Here is a 19,364-nt window from a genome sequence, read left to right on the forward strand (position 1 = left end):
CGAACCACAGTAAGCAGGCGGGAGCGAGTCATGCCGGCAATCGTCCTCATCGGCGCCCAATGGGGCGACGAGGGCAAAGGTAAGGCCACTGACCTGCTCGGTGGGCGCGTGCAGTGGGTGGTGCGCTATCAGGGGGGCAACAACGCCGGGCACACCGTCGTTTTGCCCAGCGGCGAGAATTTCGCGCTGCACCTGATCCCCTCGGGGGTGCTGACCCCCGGCGTCACCAACGTCATCGGCAACGGTGTGGTGGTCGACCCCGGCGTGCTGCTCGACGAGCTCAAGGGCCTCGAGGACCGCGGCGTGGACACCACCAAGCTGTTGATCTCCGCCGATGCCCACCTGCTGTTGCCCTACCACGTCGCCATCGACAAGGTCACCGAGCGCTACATGGGCAACAAGAAGATCGGCACCACCGGCCGCGGCATCGGGCCGTGCTACCAGGACAAGATCGCGCGCCAGGGCATCCGCGTCGCCGACGTGCTCGACCCCGACCAGCTGACGCACAAGATCGAGGCCGCGCTGGAACTGAAGAACCAGATCCTGGTCAAGATCTACAACCGCAAGGCGCTGGACCCCCACCAGGTCGTCGACGCCCTGCTGCACCAGGCGGAGGGCTTCCGGCACCGCATCCGCGACACCCGGCGGCTGCTCAACACCGCGCTGGAGACGGGCGAGACGGTGCTGCTGGAGGGCTCCCAGGGCACCCTGCTCGACGTCGACCACGGCACGTATCCCTATGTGACGTCGTCGAATCCGACGGCCGGCGGCGCGGCCGTCGGGTCCGGTATCGGGCCCACCCGCATCACCACCGTGCTGGGGATCCTCAAGGCCTACACCACCCGCGTGGGCTCCGGGCCGTTCCCCACCGAGCTGTTCGACGAGAACGGCGAGTACCTGTCCAAGACGGGCGGCGAGTTCGGCGTCACCACCGGGCGGCGCCGACGCTGCGGCTGGTTCGACGCAGTCATCGCGCGCTACGCCACGCGGGTCAACGGCATCACCGACTTCTTCCTGACCAAGCTCGACGTGCTCTCCAGCCTGGAGACGGTGCCGATCTGCGTCGGTTACCGCATCGACGGCGACCGCACCAACGACATGCCGATGACGCAAAGCGACCTGGCTCGCGCCGAACCGATCTACGAGGAGCTGCCCGGCTGGTGGGAGGACATCTCCGCCGCACGCGAATTCGACGACCTGCCCGCCAAGGCGCGCGACTACGTGCTGCGGCTGGAAGAGCTTGCCGGGGCCCATGTTTCGTGCATCGGAGTCGGCCCGGGACGGGAACAGACGATCGTGCGCCGCGACGTCCTGGCGGCGCGCGCGTGACCGAACTCGACCCGAAAGAACTCGACCCCGACTACGAACACCACGGCGGCTTTCCCGAATACGGCCCGGCCAGTCCGGGCCCGGGGTTCGGCCGGTTCGTCGCGGCCATGCGCGCGCTGCTGGACCTGGCCGTGTCCGCCGACCCCGGCGACGACGTCTGGGACGACGCGGCCGACCGCGCGGCGGCCCTGGTGCAGTTGCTGGGCCCGTTCCAGGCCGACGAGGGCAAGCCGCCGGCCGGGCGCACGCCCGACCTGCCCGGCATGGGCAGCCTGTTGCTGCCGCCCTGGACGTTGACCAGGTACGCGCCGGACGGTGTCGAGATGACCGGCTACTTCAGCCGCTTCCACGTCGGCGGGAACCACGCCGTGCACGGCGGTGTGCTTCCGCTGCTGTTCGACCACATGTTCGGGATGGTGTCGCACGCTGCGGGCCGGCCGATCAGCCGCACCGCCTTCCTGCACGTCGACTACCGCAAGGTCACCCCGATCGATGCGCCGCTGGTGGTGCGCGGCCGCGTCACGAGTACTGAGGGCCGCAAGGCCTTCGTCGCTGCCGAACTCCTCGACGGTGACGACGCGGTGCTGGCCGAGGCCAACGGGCTGATGGTGCGGCTGCTTCCCGGTCAACCTTGAGTTTTCCGCCGCGCACCTATCCTTGAGCCGTGACCGACGGACCAGACGACAAGACGAGCGTGCTCGCCGTGCCCTCGCGACCGCCGACGGGGATGGCCGACGTCCGGCCGCGCGTGGCGTTGCTGGGTTCCGGTGAACTGGCGCGGGAACTGGCGGTCGCGCTGCGGCGTCTGGGCGCGCGGGTGATCGCCCTCGACGACCGCGCGGACGCGCCCGCCCACTCGGTCGCCGAGCAGGCGCTGGTGGTCCCGATGACCGACGCCGGCGAGCTGGCCAAGGCCATCCGCGGGGTGCAGCCGGACTTCGTGGTGACCACCACCGACGCGGTCGCGACCCGGGCCCTCGAGGGACTCGAGGGCCCGCAGCTGGTCCCCAGCGCACGCGCCGTCCGGCTCGCCGCCGACCGGGAGGGCCTGCGCCGGCTGGCCGCCGACGAGTTGGGCCTGCCCACCGCGCCGTTCTGGTTCGTCGGCACCGCCGCCGAACTCGAGGCGGTGGGCGCCTACGCCGGCTACCCGCTGCTGGTGAAGCCCGTGCTGGCGGGCGCCGGGCGGGGGCAGTCGGTGGCGTCGGGGCCCGACGACATCGGGCCGGCCTGGCAGCGCGCGACGGGGGGTCACGGCGACCAGCACCGGGTGCTGGCCGAGACCGTGGTGGAGGTCGAGTTCTACGTCACCCTGCTTGCGGTGCGTTCCGACGGTCCGCAGGGGCCACGGGTCGACTTCTGCTCGCCCGTCGGCCATAGCGAGCCCAGCCCCGACGTGCTGGAGTCCTGGCAACCCCAGCAGCTGAGCACCGCGGCGCTCGACGCCGCCAGATCGATCGCCGCGCGGATCGTCAAGGCGCTCGGCGGGCGCGGCGTCTTCGGCGTCGAGCTGATGATCAACGGCGACGAGGTCTACTTCGTCGACGTCACGCCGCTCCCCGCCGACAGCGCCTGGGCCACCGTGCGCAGCCAGCGGCTGTCGGCCTTCGAACTGCAGGCCCGCACCATCCTCGGCCTGCCGGTGGACACCATGATGATCTCGCCGGGGGCGGCCCACCGGGTGGAGCGCGCCGACGCGCCGCCTGCCGCGATCGCCGGGGCGCTGAGCGTGCCGGAGAGCGACCTTCGCGCCGTCGGACGGGGATTCCAGGCGCTGGCCACCGCGCCGGAGGTGTCGGCGGCGCGCGACCGCGCCCGCGAGGTCGCGGACCGACTGGCGGTACGCCACCTGGGCCCACACAGCTCGGTCACGCGAGAGGCGCGGCTATAACCTCGCTACCATCCGAGGTCACGTACCAGTGTGGGGGCGACTTCACAATGCTCACGGAGAACGAGGTCAGACAAGCATGAGCACAGAGCGCGGCTCATACGCCGGAGACATCACGCCGCTGGAGGCATGGAAGCTGCTCAGCGACAACCCCGACGCCGTACTGGTCGACGTGCGTACCGACGCCGAATGGCGGTTCGTCGGTGTGCCCGACCTGTCCAGCCTGGGCCGCGAGGTGGTTTTCATCGAGTGGAACACGTCCGACGGCACCTTCAACGCCAACTTCGCCGACGAACTGCGCGACCGGGTGCCCGAGACCGAGGCCGAACGGCCGGTGGTTTTCCTGTGTCGCTCGGGCAACCGCTCCATCGGTGCCGCCGAGGTCGCCACCCGGGCCGGCATCACCCCGGCCTACAACGTGCTGGACGGGTTCGAGGGCCAGCTGAACGCGCAGGGCCATCGCGGTGAGTCGGGTTGGCGCGCAATCGGATTGCCCTGGAAGCAGCTATGAGTTCCCCGCCGGGGGACTCCGTCCGGGTGCCCAAGGCGTTGCCCGACGGCGTCAGCCAGGCCACCATCGGCGTGCGCGGCGGCCTGCTGCGCTCCGGCTTCGACGAGACCGCCGAGGCGATGTTCTTGACGTCCGGCTACGTCTACGATTCCGCGGCCGTCGCCGAGAAGTCGTTCACCGGCGAGCTCGACCACTTCGTGTACTCGCGGTATGGCAACCCGACCGTGACGATGTTCGAGGAGCGGTTGCGCCTGATCGAGGGCGCGCCGGCGGCGTTCGCCACCGCGAGCGGCATGGCGGCGGTGTTCACCTCGCTGGGCGCGCTGCTGGCCGCCGGGGACCGGCTGGTCGCGTCGCGCAGCCTGTTCGGGTCGTGCTTCGTGGTGTGCAACGAGATCCTGCCGCGCTGGGGGGTGGAGACCGTCTTCGTCGACGGCGACGACCTGGCGCAGTGGGAGGAGGCGCTGTCGAAGCCGACGCAGGCGGTCTTCTTCGAGACACCGTCGAACCCGATGCAGTCGCTGGTGGACATCGCCGCGGTGGTCGAGCTCGCGCACGCCGCGGGCGCAAAAGTGGTGTTGGACAACGTCTTCGCCACCCCGCTGCTGCAGCAGGGCATTCCGCTGGGTGTCGACGTGGTGGTGTACTCGGGCACCAAACACATCGACGGTCAGGGCCGGGTGCTGGGCGGCGCGATCCTGGGCGACAAGGAATACATCGACGGCCCCGTGCAGAAGCTGATGCGGCACACCGGGCCGGCGCTGAGCGCGTTCAATGCCTGGGTGCTGGTGAAAGGCCTTGAGACACTGGCGGTCCGGGTGGAGCACAGCAATTCCTCGGCGCACCGGATCGCGGAGTTCCTCGAGACCCATCCGGCGGTGAGCTGGGTCCGCTACCCGTTCCTGCCGTCGCACCCGCAGCACGACCTGGCCAAGCGGCAGATGTCGGGCGGGGGGACGGTGATCACCTTCGCGCTGGACTGCCCCGACGAGAAGGCCAAGCAGCGGGCGTTCGAGGTGCTGGACAAGCTGCGGCTGATCGACATCTCCAACAACCTGGGCGACGCGAAATCCCTTGTCACACACCCGGCCACCACCACTCACCGGGCGATGGGCCCGGAGGGCCGCGCGGCGATCGGCCTCGGCGACGGCGTGGTGCGGATCTCCGTCGGGCTCGAGGGCACCGAGGACCTGATCGCCGATATCGACCAGGCTCTGAGCTAGTCGAAGAGCTAACCCGCCTGCTTCTCGGCCGCCTCGACGCGTTCGACCGCGGCCAGCGAGCCCTCCTGCGCCTGGCGCTCCACCCAGTCGACCACCGGCCGCGCGTACATCATCTGGCTGGTGATCGCCATCTGTCCGCGGGTGCGGCCCAGGAAGGAAATCCCCCAGGAGAACATGGCGGCTAGGCGGTTGCGGAACCCGACCAGGTACAACAGGTGCAGCAGCAGCCACGCCAACCAGGCGACGAAGCCGCCGAACTCCAGCTTGCCGACCTTCGCGACGGCGCTGTACCGCGAGATCAGCGCCATGCTGCCCTTGTCGAAGTACTTGAACGGCTTGCGGGTGGCCGGGTCGTCGTGGCCCTTCACCGCGTGCTTGATCAGCGTGGTGACGTAGTGCGCGCCCTGGATCGCGCCCTGGGCCATCCCGGGGACGCCGGGCACCGACATCAGGTCGCCGACGACGAACACGTACGGGTGGCCCTTGACGGTGAGGTCGGGCTCGACGATCACCCGCCCGGCGCGGTCGGTCTCGGTGCCGTCGGACTGCTCGGCGATCATCTTGCCCAGCTCGCTGGCTTGCACGCCGGCGGCCCACACCTTGCACGCGCACTCGATGCGGCGCTCGCCGCCGTCCTTTTCCTTGATGGTGATGCCCAGGTAGTCCACCGAGGTCACCATGGCGTTCAGCTGCACCTCGACGTCCATCTTCTGCAGCCGGCGCTGCGCCTTGAGGCCCAGCTTGGTGCCCATCGGCGGCAACACCGCGGGCGCGGCGTCGAGCAGGATGACCCGGCATTCGCTGGGTGTGATCGTCCGGAACGCCCCGGCCAGGGTCCGCTCGGCGAGCTGAACGATCTCCCCGGCCAGCTCCACGCCGGTCGGGCCCGCGCCCACCACCACGAACGTCAGGCGCCGCTGCCGCTCCGCCGGGTCGGTGGCGACTTCGGCCGCCTCGAACGCGCCGAGGATGCGGGCCCGCAGCTCGAGGGCGTCGTCGATGCTCTTCATGCCCGGCGCGAAGGCCGCGTACTCGTCGTGGCCGAAATAGGACTGCTGCGCTCCGGCGGCGACGATGAGGCTGTCGAAGGGCGTCACCGTCTCCATGCCCATCAGGTGGGACGTCACGGTCTTCGCCGTCAGGTCGATGGCGCCGACGTCGCCCCACAGCACCCGGACGTTCTTCTGCCGGCGCAGGATCAGCCGGGTGGTCGGGGCGATGTCGCCCTCGGACAGGATGCCGGTGGCCACCTGGTACAGCAACGGCTGGAACAGGTGGGTCGTGGTCTTCGAGATCAGGGTGACGTCGACGTCGGCCCGCTTGAGTGCCCTGGCCGCGTTCAGACCACCGAATCCGCTCCCGATGATGACGACGCGATGGCGCGACATGCTCACCCCCTTACCGTACGACGCCGCCGGGCCGCGCTAGAACGGCCACCCGTTGGAGTTGTCCTTGAATTTGCCGTTGACCGCGGTGCAGAAGTCGTCGGCGGTGCCGGCCAGCAGCACGTAGTAGGTCTCGCCGGCCCGGCGGCTCTCGTAGGTGTTGGGGGTGCTCCAGCCGCTGTTGCACAGCGTTGTCTGGGTGCCGGCCGTGGCCCGGCGCCAGTTCGTCTTGGCGCAGCCGGCCAGGCCGTCGACGTTGGGCGTGGCGCTCTTGGCGGCGACCACCATCGCGCCTCCCCATTGACCGTCGTTGCGCCGGAAGGCGCGCGCCCCGAATCCTGCGTTGTTCGTCTGGCACGCCAGCGCCCGTCGCATCAGCGAGAATGGCGCCGCCAGTTGGGAATTGGGGCTCGCGGCGGCGGCCGTGATGAACTGCGCCGCGTCCGAGCCGTCGACCTCCTGCACGTTGGGCGTGCCGAAGCTGAACAGCTGCTGGGCGATCCCGGCGTTGCTGCCGCCGCCGATGATCGGCCCGCCGCCGCTCGACGTCATCGGGGGCAGCGCGGCCGGGTCGGCGCCGGCCGGCGGGAGGCCGGCAGCGCCGGCCAGCGCCAGCGTCACGGCCAGGCTGCGGAGCGCGATGCCTTTCATGCCCTTCATTCCAGCACGTGTGCGTAGCCGGCGCGACGGCCATATCGCGGTCATTTACCGGAATGCGTCGCTGCCGGTGAACGCCTGGCCGAGCACCAGCTGGTGCATCTCGGGTGTGCCCTCGTAGGTCAGCACCGACTCCAGGTTGACCATGTGCCGGATCACCGGATACTCCAGCGATATGCCGTTGCCGCCCAGGATGGTTCGGGCGGTCCGGCAGATCTCGATGGCCTCCCGGGTGTTGTTCAGCTTGCCGAAGCTGACCTGCTCGGGACGCAACCCGACGCTGTCCTTGAGGCGGCCCAGGTGCAGCGACAGCAGCTGGCCCTTGTGCAGCTCGACCGCCATGTCGACGAGTTTCGCCTGGGTCAACTGGAATCCGGCGATCGGGCGGCCGAATTGGGTGCGCTGCGTGGCGTAGTCGAGCGCGGCCTGCCACGCCGAGCGCGCGGCGCCCATCGAACCCCAGATGATGCCGTAGCGCGCCTCGGACAAACACGACAGCGGCCCGCGCAGGCCGGTGGCCCCGGGCAGCATCGCGTCGGCGGGCAGCCGCACGTCGTCGAGCACCAGCTCGCTGGTGATCGAGGCCCGCAGCGACAGTTTGTGGTGGATGGTGTTGGCCGAAAAGCCCGGCGTCTTGGTGGGCACGACGAACCCCCGGACGCCTTCGTCGGTGGCGGCCCAGACCACCGCGACGTCGGCGACCGAACCGTTGGTGATCCACAGTTTGCGGCCGGTCAGCACCCAATCCGAGCCGTCGCGCCGGGCGCGGGTCTTCATCGCGGCGGGATCGGACCCCACGTCGGGCTCGGTCAGCCCGAAGCACCCCAGCAGTTCGCCCGAGGCCATCGCGGGCAGCCACTCCCGCTTCTGCTCCTCGGAGCCGAAGTTCCAGATCGCGAACATCGCCAGCGACCCCTGCACCGAGACCATCGACCGGATTCCGGAGTCGGCGGCCTCGAGTTCGGTACAGGCCAGCCCGTAGTGCACGGCCGAGGCCCCGCCACACCCGTAGCCCTCCAGGTGCATGCCGAGCAGGCCGAGCTGGCCGAACCCCTTGGCGAGTTCGCGCACCGGCAGGTCGCCGATCTCGAACCACTCCGCGATGTGGGGTAGGACGTGCTCGGCGCAGAACTCTCTGACGGTGTCGCGCACCGCGAGCTCGTCGCTGGACAGGGAGGCGTCCAGGCCCAGCGGGTCGTACCGGTCGAACGCGGGAGGTTTGTGCGTGCTCATGGTCTCAGCCTGCCATCGTTAGGCCGCCGCTGACGCTGATCACCTGTCCGGTGATGAACGACGCGGCGGGCGACGCGAAGAACAGCACCGGCGCGGCGACCTCCTCGGGGCGGGCCAGGCGGCGAAACGGGATGGCTTTGACCAGCGCCTCTTTCAGCTTCTCCGGCTGGGCGTGAAACAGCGGCGTGTCGGTCGGCCCTGGGCACACGCAGTTGACCGTGATCCGGTGGCGGGCCATCTCCCGGGCCAGCGACTTGGTCAGCGCGATCACCCCGCCCTTGGCGCCGGCGTAGATGGATTCCCCGGCGCTGCCGACGCGGCCGGCGTCGCTGGCCAGGTTGACGACACGGCCGCCGGGGTGCGTCTCGATCATGGCGGGCAGGAACGCGGCGCACACGTGCACCGGCCCGAGGTAGTTGATCGCCACCACCTTGGCCGCGAATTGCGGTGTGGCGTTGAGGAATTGGTCGGTGCGATCCCAGCCGGCGGCGTTCACCACGATGTCGGGCACCCCGGCCTCGGCGTGGGTCGCGTCCCGCAGCGCGTCGACCTGGTCCGGGTCGGCGACATCCACCGGCAGCGCGGTGATCAGCTCGGGGCGCTCCTTGGCGGTGGCGGCCGCTGCCGCCTCGTCGAGGTCGGCGGCGATCACGCGGTCGCCCTGCGCGGCGAACGCCAGCGCTATCGCTTTGCCGATGCCCGAGCCGGCGCCGGTCACCACCGCGAGGCGGCTCGCTGAATCCGCGTTCATTTGCGACGAACGTAGGTTCGCCGCGGCGGCACGGTCAAGGGCGACCGGCCCGCCCGGTAGTCTCGCGGCATGCGGCGGCTGGTGTGGCTGGGCCTGGACGTCATCGGTGTGCTGGTCTTCTGCGCCGTCGGGCGCCGCAGCCACGACGAGGGGCTCAACCTCACCGGCGTGGCCACCACCGCGTGGCCGTTCCTCACCGGAACCGTCTTCGGCTGGTTGGCGTCCCGCGCCTGGCGGCGCCCCACCGCGGTGGCGCCGACCGGCGTGGTGGTCTGGCTGTCCACCGTCGTCGTCGGGATGCTGTTGCGGAAGGCCAGTTCCGCCGGCGTGGCGGCCAGTTTCGTCGTGGTGGCGGCGTCGGTCACGGCGGTGTTGTTGCTCGGCTGGCGGGCGGTCGTCGCGCTGATGCTGCGGCGCCGGGCCCGCGCGTAGCACCATGGCGACGACGGCGGGCGTGGCGGTGACCGCGGCCATCGGCGCCGCCGCCCGGGCGGTCGGCACCGACGCGGGGCTGCTGAACGATCCGTTCGCCGCGCCGTTGGTGCGCGCCGCCGGGGTCGACCACCTCGCCCGCGTCGTCGACGACGCCCGGTTCGCCGCGGACGGCGCCGGTCACCCCCGGTTCTTGGAGCTCTGCGCGGCGAACACCCGATTCGTCGACGAGTTTCTCGCCGCGGCCGGACGGGCGGGCCTGCGCCAGGTGGTGATCCTGGCGTCCGGACTGGACACCCGGCCGTACCGGCTGTGGTGGCCGCCCGGCACAACGGTTTTCGAGATCGATCGGCCCGAGGTGCTCGACCTCAAGGCCGACGTGCTGCGCGAACTGGGCGCCGACCTGCGGGCCAGCCGGCGCGCCGTCGGCGCCGACCTGCAGCAGGATTGGCCGGCCGCGCTGCGGCGGGTCGGTTTCGACGCCGCCGCCCCCACGGTGTGGATCGCCGAGCAGTTGCTGATCGGGTACCTGACGCCCGCGGCGCAGGACCGCTTGCTGCGCGCGGTGACCGCGATGAGCGCGGTCGACAGCCGGCTCGCCGCCGATCACCTGCCTACCTGGACCCCGTTGCAGCTGGAGGCGGAGCGGTCGTTCGTCGACGGCTGGCGCCGGCACGGCCTGGACGTGGACCTGGCCAGCCTGACCCATGCGGGCCAATACCACTACGTCCCCGAGTACCTGGCCGGCGCCGGCTGGGAAACGGTGCAGCGGAACGTCACCGACCTGCTGGGTGCGGTGGGGCTGCCCGATCGGCCACGGGGCGAGAGCGAGTTCGTCCCGGAATACCTGACCGCGACGCGGGTTTGAAGTCGTCATGTCCCAGCCGGTCCCAGACGAGCAGCTGACATTCGTGTCGGCCACGCACGACGACCCGCTGGCGCGGCCGCTGCTGGCCGAGCTCGCCGAGGAGTACGCGCAGCGCTACGGCGGCACGCCCAGCACGCACCTGTCCTGGTTGCCGGTGCCGCGGGACGAGTTGGCGCCGCCGGACGGCGGCCTGCTGATCGGCGTGCTGGACGGGGTGCCCGTCACCGGCGGCGCGTTCCGGCGTTACGACGCCGAGACGGCCGAGCTCAAGCGGATCTGGACCGACCGCGCCCACCGGCGTCGCGGGTACGCCCGGATCCTGCTCGCGGCCCTGGAGGCCGAGACCGCCGCGCGCGGGTACCGGCGGCTCTACCTGATCACCGGCAACCGGCAACCCGAGGCCGAGGCGCTCTATGACGCGACCGGGTATATCCGGGTGCCCGCCGACCCGCTGCCGTCGTGGGGTCCGTTCGTGCCGATCGCGTTCGAGAAGTGGCTGGTGCCCGACCGCCCGTGAACTGACCAAGGCCGCAACGGTTCCCGCGCGCCGGACGACGACTGTGGGGCCTACGGACGAATTCCGGGCGGTTTGCGTGCCTAGGGCCCACACTCGGCGCTCGAAGACCGGCCTAGCTTTCGGCGAGCGCGAGGGCCGCCTCGGTCGCCTCCCGAATCGGTCCGCGCCACACGTCGCCGTGCCCCGGCAGCAGCACCTCGGTGTCGAGCAGGGCGAGCGCGGACAGGGTGCGGATGCAGTCCTGTTGGCTGTAGCTGAAGATCGCGGGCAGCAGCTGCGGCCCGCTCCGGCGCAGCAGCGGATGCCCGGTGATCAGCGCGTCGCCGCTGACCAGCACGCCGTCCACCAGATACGAGCAGTGCCCGTTGGTGTGGCCGGGACTGAAAACCGGCACCGGTTGGCCGGGCAGGCTCGCGGCCAGCTCGGCGGTCAGCGGCTGGGCCGTCGGGATGCCGTCGCGGATCAGGCCGCCGCTGCGGACCACGTGGGCCGTCCACTTGGCCCACCCGGGCCGCCAAATCCGCAGCGCGACATCGACGATGGACACCTGCTCGAGGTATTCGCGCTTCGCGTGCCCCACCTCGTCGGCATGGCAGTACACCGGGATGCCGTGGGCGTCGGCGAACCAGATCGCGGTGCCGAGGTGGTCGATGTGCGCGTGCGTCAACAGGATGGCGCGCACGTCGTCGGGGCCGTACCCCAGCGCGGACAGCGAGGCCAGCACATGCTGGCGGTCCCCGGGATAGCCGGCGTCGATCAACATCACGCCGGTGTCGTCGGTGACCAGAGTCCAGTTGACCGCGTCGCCCTGGGCGAGGTGCACCCTGTCGGTGACCTGAACTAGCTCCGCCATGCCCGCGAGTGTATGCGGGGAGTAGAAATGACCCGTGGCTGAACTGAAACTTGGATACAAGGCATCCGCCGAACAATTCGCACCGCGCGAGCTCGTCGAACTCGCTGTCGCCGCAGAAGGTCACGGCATGGACAGCGCAACCGTCAGTGACCATTTCCAGCCGTGGCGGCACGAGGGCGGGCATGCCCCCTTCTCGCTGGCCTGGATGACCGCCGTCGGCGAACGCACCAAGCGGATCGTGCTGGGCACCTCGGTGCTCACCCCGACCTTCCGCTACAACCCCGCGGTCATCGCCCAGGCCTTCGCCACCATGGCCTGCCTGTACCCGGACCGCATCTTCCTCGGTGTGGGCACCGGCGAGGCGCTGAACGAGATCGCCACCGGATACGAGGGCGAATGGCCGGAGTTCAAGGAGCGGTTCGCCCGGCTGCGCGAATCGGTGCGCCTGATGCGCGAGCTGTGGCGCGGCGACCGCGTCGATTTCGACGGCGAGTACTACCGGCTCAAGGGCGCCTCGATCTACGACGTGCCCGAGGGCGGCGTCCCGATCTACGTCGCCGCCGGCGGTCCGGCGGTGGCGAAATACGCCGGGCGGGCCGGGGACGGCTTCATCTGCACCTCCGGCAAGGGCGAGGAGCTCTACAAGGACAAGCTGATCCCGGCCGTCAAGGAGGGCGCGGCGGCCGCCGACCGCAACGTCGACGAGATCGACAAGATGATCGAGATCAAGATCTCCTACGACCCGGACCCCGACCTGGCGCTGGAAAACACCCGGTTCTGGGCGCCGCTGTCGCTGACCGCCGAGCAGAAGCACAGCATCGACGACCCGATCGAGATGGAGAAGGCCGCCGACGCGCTGCCGATCGAGCAGGTCGCCAAGCGCTGGATCGTCGCGTCCGACCCCGACGAGGCCGTCGCGAAGGTCAAGGACTACGTCGACTGGGGGCTCAACCACTTGGTGTTCCACGCCCCGGGCCACGACCAGCGCCGGTTCCTCGAGCTCTTCGAGAAGGACCTGGCTCCCAGGCTGCGGCGACTTGGCTGAACCCGCCGTTCCTGCTTCGGGGATTTACATCGCCGCTCCGGAACCGGAGACGGGCAAGTCGACGCTCGCCCTCGGGCTGCTGCACCGGCTGACCGCGACCGTCGCCAAGGTCGGCGTGTTCCGGCCCATCACCCGGGTTCCCGACGGCAAGGACCGCGACTACATCCTCGACCTGTTGTTGCGGCACACCACCGCGGGCGTGCCCTACGAGCAGTGCGTCGGCGTCACGTACCAGCAGCTGCACGCCGACACCGACGCCGCGATCGCCACCATCGTCGACGCCTATCACGCGATGGCCGACGACTGCGACGCGGTGGTGATCGTGGGCAGCGACTACACCGACGTCGCGCGGCCGGCCGAGCTCTCGGTCAACGCCCGGATCGCCGTCAACCTCGGCGCGCCGGTGCTGCTCACGGTCAGCGGCCGCGGCCGCACTCCCGACGAGGTGGCCCGCGTCGTCGAGGTGTGCCTGGCCGAGCTGGCCACCCAGCGCGCCCACGCCGCCGCGGTGGTCGCCAACCGGTGCGATCCCGCGCAGCTGGGCGAGGTCGCCGAGGCGCTGGAGGCCTTCGCTCAGCGCAGCTACGTGCTGCCCGAGGAGCCGCTGCTGTGCGCGCCGACGGTGGCCGAACTCGAAAAGGCGGTCGGCGGGACGCCGGTCAGCGGCGAGGCGTCGCTGCGCGAACGCGAGGTCACCGACATCCTGGTCGCCGGCATGACCGCCGACCACGTGCTGGAACGCCTGAGCGACGGCATGGCGGTGATCACCCCCGGCGACCGATCCGACGTGGTGCTGGCCGTGGCGAGCGCCCATGGGGCCGAGGGCTTTCCGTCGCTGTCCTGCATCGTCCTCAACGGCGGCTTCCAGCTGCACCCGTCCATCGCGGCCCTGGTCGCCGGGCTGCGGCTGCGGCTGCCGATCGTCGCCACCACGCTGGGCACCTACGACGCCGCCAGCGCGGCCGCCGCCGCCCGCGGGCGCGTGACGGCGAACTCCCAGCGCAAGATCGACACCGCGCTGGAGCTGATGGACCGCTACGTCGACGTCCCGGATCTGCTTGAGCAGCTTGCGATTCCGATACCCACCGTGACCACGCCGCAGATGTTCATCCACCGGCTCACGCTGCAGGCGCGGGCGGACCGCAAGCACATCGTCCTGCCCGAGGGGGACGACGACCGCATCCTCAAATCGGCCGGGCGGGTGCTGCAGCGCCGCGTCGCCGACCTCACGGTGCTGGGCGACGAGGCGCAGATCCGGCAGCGCGCGGGGGAGCTCGGGGTGGACCTGGACGGCGCGCAGGTGATCGACCCGCGCACCAGCGACCTGCGTTCCCGGTTCGCCGACCAGTACGCCGAACTGCGCAAAGCGAAGGGCGTCACCGCCGAGCACGCCCGCGAGATCATGCGCGACGCCACGTATTTCGGCACGATGATGGTTTACAACGGCATGGTCGACGGCATGGTGTCGGGTGCCGCCCACACCACGGCGCACACCGTTCGTCCGGCCTTCGAGATCATCAAGACCGTGCCCGACGTCTCCACGGTGTCCAGCATTTTTCTGATGTGCCTGCCCGACCGGGTGCTGGCCTACGGCGACTGCGCGATCATCCCGAACCCGACGCCGGAGCAGCTGGCCGACATCGCGATCTCCTCCGCGCGCACCGCGGGGCAGTTCGGCATCGAACCGCGGGTGGCGATGCTGTCCTACTCGACCGGCGAATCCGGCACCGGCGCCGACGTCGACAAGGTCAGGACCGCAACGGAATTGGTGCGGCAGCGGGCGCCGCAGCTGCCGGTCGAGGGGCCCATCCAGTACGACGCCGCGATCGAGCCGTCCGTCGCGGCCACCAAGCTGCGCGGCTCGCCGGTGGCCGGCCGCGCCACCGTGCTGGTGTTCCCCGACCTGAACACCGGCAACAACACCTACAAGGCCGTGCAGCGCAGCGCCGGGGCGATCGCGATCGGGCCGGTGTTGCAGGGTCTGCGCAAGCCGGTCAACGACCTGTCCCGCGGTGCGCTGGTCGAGGACATCGTGAACACCGTTGCCATCACGGCGATCCAGGCGCAGGATACCGGTGACTAGCGCGAACCGGACCGTGCTGGTGATCAACTCCGGCTCGTCGTCGCTCAAATACCAACTGGTCGACCCGGATTCGGGCGTGGCTCGCGCCACCGGCAACGTCGAACGGATCGGGGAGGAGTCGTCGCCGGTTCGCGACCACGACGCGGCGCTGCGCCGCGCGTTCGACGCGCTGTCCGATGAGGGCATCGACCTGCGGGACTGCGGCCTGGTGGCGGTGGGCCACCGAGTCGTGCACGGCGGCAACACGTTCTACCGCCCCACCCCGGTGGACGACGCGGTGATCCGCAAGCTCGAGGAACTCTCGGAACTGGCGCCGCTGCACAATCCGCCCGCGATCAAGGGGATCGAGGTGGCGCGCAAGCTGCTGCCGGACCTTCCGCACATCGCGGTCTTCGACACGGCGTTCTTCCACGACATGCCGCCCGCGGCGGCGACATACGCGATCGACCGGGGCTTGGCCGAACGCTGGAAGATCCGCCGTTACGGGTTCCACGGCACGTCGCACCGGTACGTGAGCCAGCAGGCGGCCGCCTTCCTGGGCCGGCCGCTGGGCGGCCTGAAACAGATTGTGCTGCACCTGGGTAACGGCTGCTCGGCGTCGGCGATCGCCGGCAACAGGCCGCTCGACACGTCGATGGGCCTGACGCCGCTGGAGGGCCTGGTGATGGGCACCCGCAGCGGCGACATCGATCCCAGCATCGTCAGCTACCTCTGCCACACCGCGAAGATGGGCGTCGACGAGGTGGAGGCCATGCTCAACCAGCGGTCCGGGATGGTCGGGCTGTCGGGCGAGCGCGACTTCCGGCGGCTGCGCACCATGATCGAATCCGGTGACACCGCAGCGCAATTGGCCTACAGCGTGTTCACCCATCGGCTGCGCAAGTACATCGGCGCCTACCTGGCGGTGCTGGGGCACACCGACGTCATCAGCTTCACCGCCGGCATCGGGGAGAACGACGCGGCGGTGCGCCGCGACGCGCTGGCCGGTCTGGAGGAGTTGGGCATCGTGCTCGACGAGCGCCGCAACCTCGGTGGCGGCAAGGGCGCCCGGCAGATCTCCGCGGAGGAATCCCCGATCGCCGTGCTGGTGATCCCCACCAACGAGGAACTGGCCATCGCCCGCGAGTGCGTGGGTGCGCTAAGCGGTTAGGAAGCCCAGGCTCTTTCGCCCGGCGCCCACCGCCGGCGCGGGATCCGTCGCGACGGTTCGCGCGAGCAGCTCGTGGTACACGTCGCGAAAGTCGGTGGTGTACTTCAAGTCCCCGGTGTCGAGGTCGGTGAGGCTGGGCTCGTCGCCGTAGAAACCGCCCCGAACGGGCGCGCCCGCGACGAAGACGGGGCCGGCCGTGCCGTGATCGGTGCCCTGCGACGCGTTGGCGCGCACTCGGCGGCCGAACTCCGAATACGCCATGACGACAACATTGCGGCCGGCGACCTGCTGCAGGAACGAGGTCAGCGCCTCGTCGAACGTCGCGAGCAGGCGTTGCTGCGTGGCCCGTTCCCCGGCGTGCGTGTCGAAACCCCCCAATTGCGCGGTGTACACCCGCGTCGGCACGCGGGCCCGCACCGCCTGGGCCACCATGCTCAGCTGGGCGGATAGCGAATTGGGTTGATTGGCTGCGGGTTTCACCGATTCAAACGCCTTGCCGGTCGTGCGGGCGGCCCGGTAGGCCTTGCGCACCGCGGCCATCGCCGGAGTGTCGTCGGGGTCGTCGGCGCCGAGGGCACCCATCAGTGCGTCGAGGCCCTGTCCGGTCGGCTCGGGAGCCAGGGAAAGTGCGGCGGCGGTGTGCTTTTCGCCCACCGCAAGTGGCGGAAGCACGGGACCGATGTTGACCGCCCGCAGCGGGTCGTCGCCGGTGGCGTCCAGCCAGCGGCCGATCCAGCCTGTCGACACTGGCTCGGCGGGAGACGCCGTTTGCCAGATATCCATGGACCGGAAGTGGCTGTGGTCCGGCCGCGGATAGCCCACGCCGCGCACGATGGCGAGTTGCCGCCGGACCCACAACTGCGCCAGGCCCTTCAGTGCGGGGTTGAGACCCAGCGCCTCGTCGAGGTGCAGCACGTCGCCCGGGGCGTAGGCCAGTTCCGGCCGGGCGTCGTGATACGCGTTGTCCGCGTAGGGAATCAGCGTGTTGATCCCGTCGTTGCCGCCGTAGAGCGTGACCAGCACCAGCACGCCCGCCCCGTCGGCCAGCGGCCGGTCCTGGGCCGCGCGCATCAGGTCGGGCCAGCCGACCGCCACCGCGGTCGACAGCAGGCCGGCCGCGCCCACGCCCGCGCTGGCGACCAGGAATCTGCGGCGGTTCATCTCGGACATCGTGTTCTCGCTAGGAGGTCAGGTATTCGGGGGTGTTGACCGCAGCCGCGACCAGTTGCGGCGGGTTGCGCACCAGGGGCCGCAGGGCGTCGGCGGTCCGGTCCGACCAGTCGCCGACGCCGATCAGGTAGCCGACCGCCTCGATGCGGTCACCGGGCGCGGTGCTCTCGACGCCGGACAGGTCGCCGGCGTGAGCGAGCCGGTTGGCGCCCCGCAGCCGCGCCTCGGCGCTGGCGGTGGACAGCCACACCTGGCCCTGCGGCCAGCCGCCGACGCTCGGCGGATAGAACGGCCGCTGTCCGAGCGCGTGCAACGTCGTGTCGGCAACCTTCCGGGTGGACGGGTCGATGGGTACCCGCAGCGCCCGCATGACGCCGACGAGCCATTCGACCGGCGGGTTGACGACAGTGGCACGCCCGCGGACGAATTCGTCGTCGGTGAGGATCGCCCGGGTCAGGGCACGCAGGTCCCGGCCGGGGCCGTACGCGGAGACCAGCCTGTCGAGCACGGGGCGCGACGGCGGATCGTCGGACGCGAGCTGCCGCCACAGCCGCCCCGCGACGTACTCCGCCGACTTCGGCTGGGCCAGGACGGCATCGCAGAACCCGGCCGCGTCGAAGTCGCGGGTCCGCCCGAACAGCGTCTTCGCCGCGCCGTCATGGCGTTTGGGGGCCAGCGACGTGTCGCCGTCGGCCCCGATCACCCAGCCCGTCAGCGCGCGGGCGCCGTTGCGCACGTCGTCCTCCGTGTAGCCGTTGCCGTGGCCGAGGGCGAACAGCTCCATGAACTCGCGCGCCAGGTTCTCATTCGGCGCCTTGGCGGTGCTGGCCTGCCCGTCCAGCCAGCGCAGCATGGCGGCGTCGGTCAGCATCGCGTAGGCCAGGGCGCGGAAGTCGCCCAGCGACAGGGTGCGCAGCTTCTGGTTCTGTGCGGCCATGTACGCCGCGACCCGGACCTTCTGAGCGGAGGTGGCAAAGTGGTTGTGCCACAGCAGTGTCAGCTTCTCCCCGAGCGGCTGCCGCACGCCGACCATGCGGCGCAGCCACCAGTCGGACAGCGTCTTCCGCTGCTCGGAGAGCTGCTGGTTGTATTGCTTGCGGGCCGCGGGCACGGCGCCCTTTCCGGGCGGTCGGGGCGGCTGCAACGTCGGCATCGGGCTGGCGACCGCTCCCGGGTCGGCGTCGGGATTCGCGGCCAGCATGGCGTCGACATAGCCGGGCCAGTCGCGGGTGACCGCGGCGTCGACCTCCGGGCCGGTCACGCCGAACCCGGCCCGGCGCAGCGCGCGGGCCGTGGTGATCCACGCCGTCGACTGACCGGGCATGCGTCAACTGTGCGGCATGGACCTATGTTTTCCCTGTGGATGGCCGCACACGCGCGCGGCACCCGCGGTGCGAACCTGCCCGACATGGAACAACCCTTCATCGGCACCGAGGCGCTGGCGTCCGGGGCGGTGACGCGCCATCAACTGCGGACCCACTACCGCGGCGTGCTTCCGAAGGTCTACCTGGCCAACGACGCCGAGCCGTCACTGGAGCTGCGCATCCGGGCGGCCTGGCTGTGGTCGGGGCGCCGGGCGACCGTGGTCGGGGCCGCCGCCGCCAGACTGCATGGCGCCGAATGGATTCCCGACGATGTGCCCGTCGAGCTGGCACACACCAACGGCCGCGCGCCGCGTGGGGTGTTGACGCGCCGCGGCGCGCTGCTGGACGGCGAGACGCAGATCGTGGGCGGCTACCCGGTGAGCACGCCCGAGCGCACCGCCTTCGACATCGGCCGGCGCGGGGCCGTGCGCTCGGCCGTGGCGCGGCTGGACGCGCTGGCCCGGGCGACGGGCTTCAAGGCCGACGACGTGCTGCGCGTCGCGCGGTGTCATCCCGGCTCACCCGGCCTGCGGCGGCTGGAGACCGCGCTGGGCTTGGTCGATCCGGGCGCCCAGTCGCCCAGGGAGAGCTACCTGCGGCTGCTCCTGATCGACGCGGGCCTGCCGCGGCCGCGGACCCGGATACCGGTGCTGGGCGAAGACGGGATCCCGGTCGCGTTCCTGGATTTGGGCTGGGAGGAGTCCATGGTCGCCGTCGAATACGACGGCGACCAACACCGCACCGACCGGCGGCAGTACGTCAAGGACATTCGCCGCATGAAAACGCTGGAGCGGATGGGGTGGATCGTCGTCCGGGTCGTCGCCGAGGACCGGCCCGCCGCCATCGTGCGGCGGGTCCGGGCCGCGCTGGCCGCATCGAGCGTGCGCGCACGGCTTTGAGTGTGC

The 19,364-nt window shown here is 70.8% G+C and carries 19 protein-coding genes; 12 read left to right on the forward strand and 7 right to left on the reverse strand.

Annotated elements, in window-relative coordinates:
- Window positions 1–30 precede the first annotated feature (30 nt).
- The 5 genes from BRW65_RS11095 to BRW65_RS11115 all read left to right on the forward strand — a co-directional run bounded on the left by BRW65_RS11095 (window position 31) and on the right by BRW65_RS11115 (window position 4,951).
- Complete coding sequence (locus tag BRW65_RS11095) at window positions 31–1,329, forward strand: adenylosuccinate synthase (protein WP_073874466.1); 1,299 nt, start codon at window positions 31–33, stop codon at window positions 1,327–1,329.
- Window positions 1,326–1,964 (forward strand): PaaI family thioesterase, encoded by a 639-nt coding sequence (locus BRW65_RS11100; RefSeq protein WP_073874468.1) that lies wholly within the window; start codon window positions 1,326–1,328, stop codon window positions 1,962–1,964. Before BRW65_RS11095 ends, BRW65_RS11100 begins: the two co-directional genes overlap by 4 nt.
- 29 nt (window positions 1,965–1,993) lie before the next feature.
- On the forward strand, window positions 1,994–3,220 hold the full coding sequence (gene purT, locus BRW65_RS11105; RefSeq protein WP_073874470.1) for a formate-dependent phosphoribosylglycinamide formyltransferase: 1,227 nt from the start codon (window positions 1,994–1,996) through the stop codon (window positions 3,218–3,220).
- Window positions 3,221–3,296: 76 nt separating this feature from the next.
- Window positions 3,297–3,728 carry a rhodanese-like domain-containing protein gene (locus BRW65_RS11110; protein WP_073874472.1) on the forward strand — a complete coding sequence of 144 codons (432 nt, stop codon included), beginning with the start codon at window positions 3,297–3,299 and terminating at the stop codon, window positions 3,726–3,728.
- Complete coding sequence (locus BRW65_RS11115; RefSeq protein ID WP_073874474.1) at window positions 3,725–4,951, forward strand: O-succinylhomoserine sulfhydrylase; 1,227 nt, start codon at window positions 3,725–3,727, stop codon at window positions 4,949–4,951. The genes BRW65_RS11110 and BRW65_RS11115 overlap by 4 nt, the downstream gene beginning before the upstream one ends.
- An 8-nt stretch (window positions 4,952–4,959) precedes the next feature.
- Here the strand turns inward: BRW65_RS11115 and BRW65_RS11120 are convergent, their stop codons facing one another.
- From BRW65_RS11120 to BRW65_RS11135, 4 genes are read right to left on the reverse strand one after another with little or no spacing between them, the layout of a single operon-like run.
- On the reverse strand, window positions 4,960–6,339 hold the full coding sequence (locus tag BRW65_RS11120) for an NAD(P)/FAD-dependent oxidoreductase (protein ID WP_073874476.1): 1,380 nt from the start codon (window positions 6,337–6,339) through the stop codon (window positions 4,960–4,962).
- A gap of 36 nt (window positions 6,340–6,375) precedes the next feature.
- Window positions 6,376–6,987 carry a hypothetical protein gene (locus BRW65_RS11125; RefSeq protein WP_073874735.1) on the reverse strand — a complete coding sequence of 204 codons (612 nt, stop codon included), beginning with the start codon at window positions 6,985–6,987 and terminating at the stop codon, window positions 6,376–6,378.
- Window positions 6,988–7,041: 54 nt separating this feature from the next.
- Window positions 7,042–8,226, reverse strand: a complete 1,185-nt coding sequence (locus tag BRW65_RS11130; protein WP_073874478.1) for an acyl-CoA dehydrogenase family protein — start codon at window positions 8,224–8,226, stop codon at window positions 7,042–7,044.
- Between the two features lie 4 nt (window positions 8,227–8,230).
- On the reverse strand, window positions 8,231–8,977 hold the full coding sequence (locus BRW65_RS11135; protein WP_073874480.1) for an SDR family NAD(P)-dependent oxidoreductase: 747 nt from the start codon (window positions 8,975–8,977) through the stop codon (window positions 8,231–8,233).
- 69 nt (window positions 8,978–9,046) lie between these two features.
- Here BRW65_RS11135 and BRW65_RS11140 point away from each other — a divergent pair, with 69 nt between their 5' ends.
- The 3 genes from BRW65_RS11140 to BRW65_RS11150 are packed head-to-tail and all read left to right on the forward strand — an operon-like array spanning window position 9,047 to window position 10,794.
- On the forward strand, window positions 9,047–9,409 hold the full coding sequence (locus BRW65_RS11140; protein WP_073874482.1) for a DUF3054 domain-containing protein: 363 nt from the start codon (window positions 9,047–9,049) through the stop codon (window positions 9,407–9,409).
- A gap of 4 nt (window positions 9,410–9,413) precedes the next feature.
- Complete coding sequence (locus tag BRW65_RS11145) at window positions 9,414–10,277, forward strand: SAM-dependent methyltransferase (RefSeq protein ID WP_073874484.1); 864 nt, start codon at window positions 9,414–9,416, stop codon at window positions 10,275–10,277.
- Window positions 10,278–10,284: 7 nt separating this feature from the next.
- Window positions 10,285–10,794 carry a GNAT family N-acetyltransferase gene (locus BRW65_RS11150; RefSeq protein WP_073874486.1) on the forward strand — a complete coding sequence of 170 codons (510 nt, stop codon included), beginning with the start codon at window positions 10,285–10,287 and terminating at the stop codon, window positions 10,792–10,794.
- A gap of 112 nt (window positions 10,795–10,906) precedes the next feature.
- Here the strand turns inward: BRW65_RS11150 and BRW65_RS11155 are convergent, their stop codons facing one another.
- Window positions 10,907–11,647 (reverse strand): MBL fold metallo-hydrolase, encoded by a 741-nt coding sequence (locus BRW65_RS11155; RefSeq protein WP_073874488.1) that lies wholly within the window; start codon window positions 11,645–11,647, stop codon window positions 10,907–10,909.
- Between the two features lie 34 nt (window positions 11,648–11,681).
- On the opposite strand from BRW65_RS11155, the gene fgd reads away from it, so the two are divergent.
- The 3 genes from fgd to BRW65_RS11170 are packed head-to-tail and all read left to right on the forward strand — an operon-like array spanning window position 11,682 to window position 15,925.
- Window positions 11,682–12,692, forward strand: coding sequence for a glucose-6-phosphate dehydrogenase (coenzyme-F420) (gene fgd / locus BRW65_RS11160; protein WP_073874490.1), 1,011 nt, complete (start codon window positions 11,682–11,684; stop codon window positions 12,690–12,692).
- On the forward strand, window positions 12,685–14,775 hold the full coding sequence (gene pta / locus BRW65_RS11165) for a phosphate acetyltransferase (RefSeq protein ID WP_073874492.1): 2,091 nt from the start codon (window positions 12,685–12,687) through the stop codon (window positions 14,773–14,775). Before fgd ends, pta begins: the two co-directional genes overlap by 8 nt.
- Window positions 14,768–15,925, forward strand: coding sequence for an acetate kinase (locus tag BRW65_RS11170; RefSeq protein WP_139272997.1), 1,158 nt, complete (start codon window positions 14,768–14,770; stop codon window positions 15,923–15,925). Before pta ends, BRW65_RS11170 begins: the two co-directional genes overlap by 8 nt.
- Here the strand turns inward: BRW65_RS11170 and BRW65_RS11175 are convergent.
- Both BRW65_RS11175 and BRW65_RS11180 read right to left on the reverse strand, forming a co-directional pair.
- Window positions 15,914–17,095: a DUF1501 domain-containing protein gene (locus tag BRW65_RS11175; RefSeq protein WP_073874494.1), complete on the reverse strand. Its 1,182-nt coding sequence runs from the start codon at window positions 17,093–17,095 to the stop codon at window positions 15,914–15,916. The genes BRW65_RS11170 and BRW65_RS11175 overlap by 12 nt on opposite strands.
- Before the next feature lie 10 nt (window positions 17,096–17,105).
- On the reverse strand, window positions 17,106–18,419 hold the full coding sequence (locus tag BRW65_RS11180) for a DUF1800 domain-containing protein (RefSeq protein WP_073874496.1): 1,314 nt from the start codon (window positions 18,417–18,419) through the stop codon (window positions 17,106–17,108).
- Between the two features lie 84 nt (window positions 18,420–18,503).
- Between BRW65_RS11180 and BRW65_RS11185 the strand changes: the two genes are divergently transcribed.
- Window positions 18,504–19,358: a DUF559 domain-containing protein gene (locus BRW65_RS11185; RefSeq protein ID WP_073874739.1), complete on the forward strand. Its 855-nt coding sequence runs from the start codon at window positions 18,504–18,506 to the stop codon at window positions 19,356–19,358.
- Window positions 19,359–19,364 lie beyond the last annotated feature (6 nt).

The organism is Mycobacterium paraffinicum (assembly GCF_001907675.1).
GTDB lineage: Bacteria > Actinomycetota > Actinomycetes > Mycobacteriales > Mycobacteriaceae > Mycobacterium > Mycobacterium paraffinicum_A.

Bases quoted from the DNA above. Each gene is read 5' to 3' on its own strand.
- BRW65_RS11110 (WP_073874472.1), top strand. From the start codon at position 3,297: ATGAGCACAGAGCGCGGCTCATACGCCGGAGACATCACGCCGCTGGAG.
- BRW65_RS11155 (WP_073874488.1), bottom strand. From the start codon at position 11,647: ATGGCGGAGCTAGTTCAGGTCACCGACAGGGTGCACCTCGCCCAGGGC.
- BRW65_RS11120 (WP_073874476.1), bottom strand. From the start codon at position 6,339: ATGTCGCGCCATCGCGTCGTCATCATCGGGAGCGGATTCGGTGGTCTG.
- BRW65_RS11150 (WP_073874486.1), top strand. From the start codon at position 10,285: ATGTCCCAGCCGGTCCCAGACGAGCAGCTGACATTCGTGTCGGCCACG.
- BRW65_RS11095 (WP_073874466.1), top strand. From the start codon at position 31: ATGCCGGCAATCGTCCTCATCGGCGCCCAATGGGGCGACGAGGGCAAA.
- BRW65_RS11135 (WP_073874480.1), bottom strand. From the start codon at position 8,977: ATGAACGCGGATTCAGCGAGCCGCCTCGCGGTGGTGACCGGCGCCGGC.
- BRW65_RS11130 (WP_073874478.1), bottom strand. From the start codon at position 8,226: ATGAGCACGCACAAACCTCCCGCGTTCGACCGGTACGACCCGCTGGGC.
- BRW65_RS11125 (WP_073874735.1), bottom strand. From the start codon at position 6,987: ATGAAAGGCATCGCGCTCCGCAGCCTGGCCGTGACGCTGGCGCTGGCC.
- BRW65_RS11185 (WP_073874739.1), top strand. From the start codon at position 18,504: ATGGAACAACCCTTCATCGGCACCGAGGCGCTGGCGTCCGGGGCGGTG.
- BRW65_RS11140 (WP_073874482.1), top strand. From the start codon at position 9,047: ATGCGGCGGCTGGTGTGGCTGGGCCTGGACGTCATCGGTGTGCTGGTC.
- BRW65_RS11180 (WP_073874496.1), bottom strand. From the start codon at position 18,419: ATGCCCGGTCAGTCGACGGCGTGGATCACCACGGCCCGCGCGCTGCGC.
- BRW65_RS11145 (WP_073874484.1), top strand. From the start codon at position 9,414: ATGGCGACGACGGCGGGCGTGGCGGTGACCGCGGCCATCGGCGCCGCC.
- BRW65_RS11115 (WP_073874474.1), top strand. From the start codon at position 3,725: ATGAGTTCCCCGCCGGGGGACTCCGTCCGGGTGCCCAAGGCGTTGCCC.
- BRW65_RS11175 (WP_073874494.1), bottom strand. From the start codon at position 17,095: ATGTCCGAGATGAACCGCCGCAGATTCCTGGTCGCCAGCGCGGGCGTG.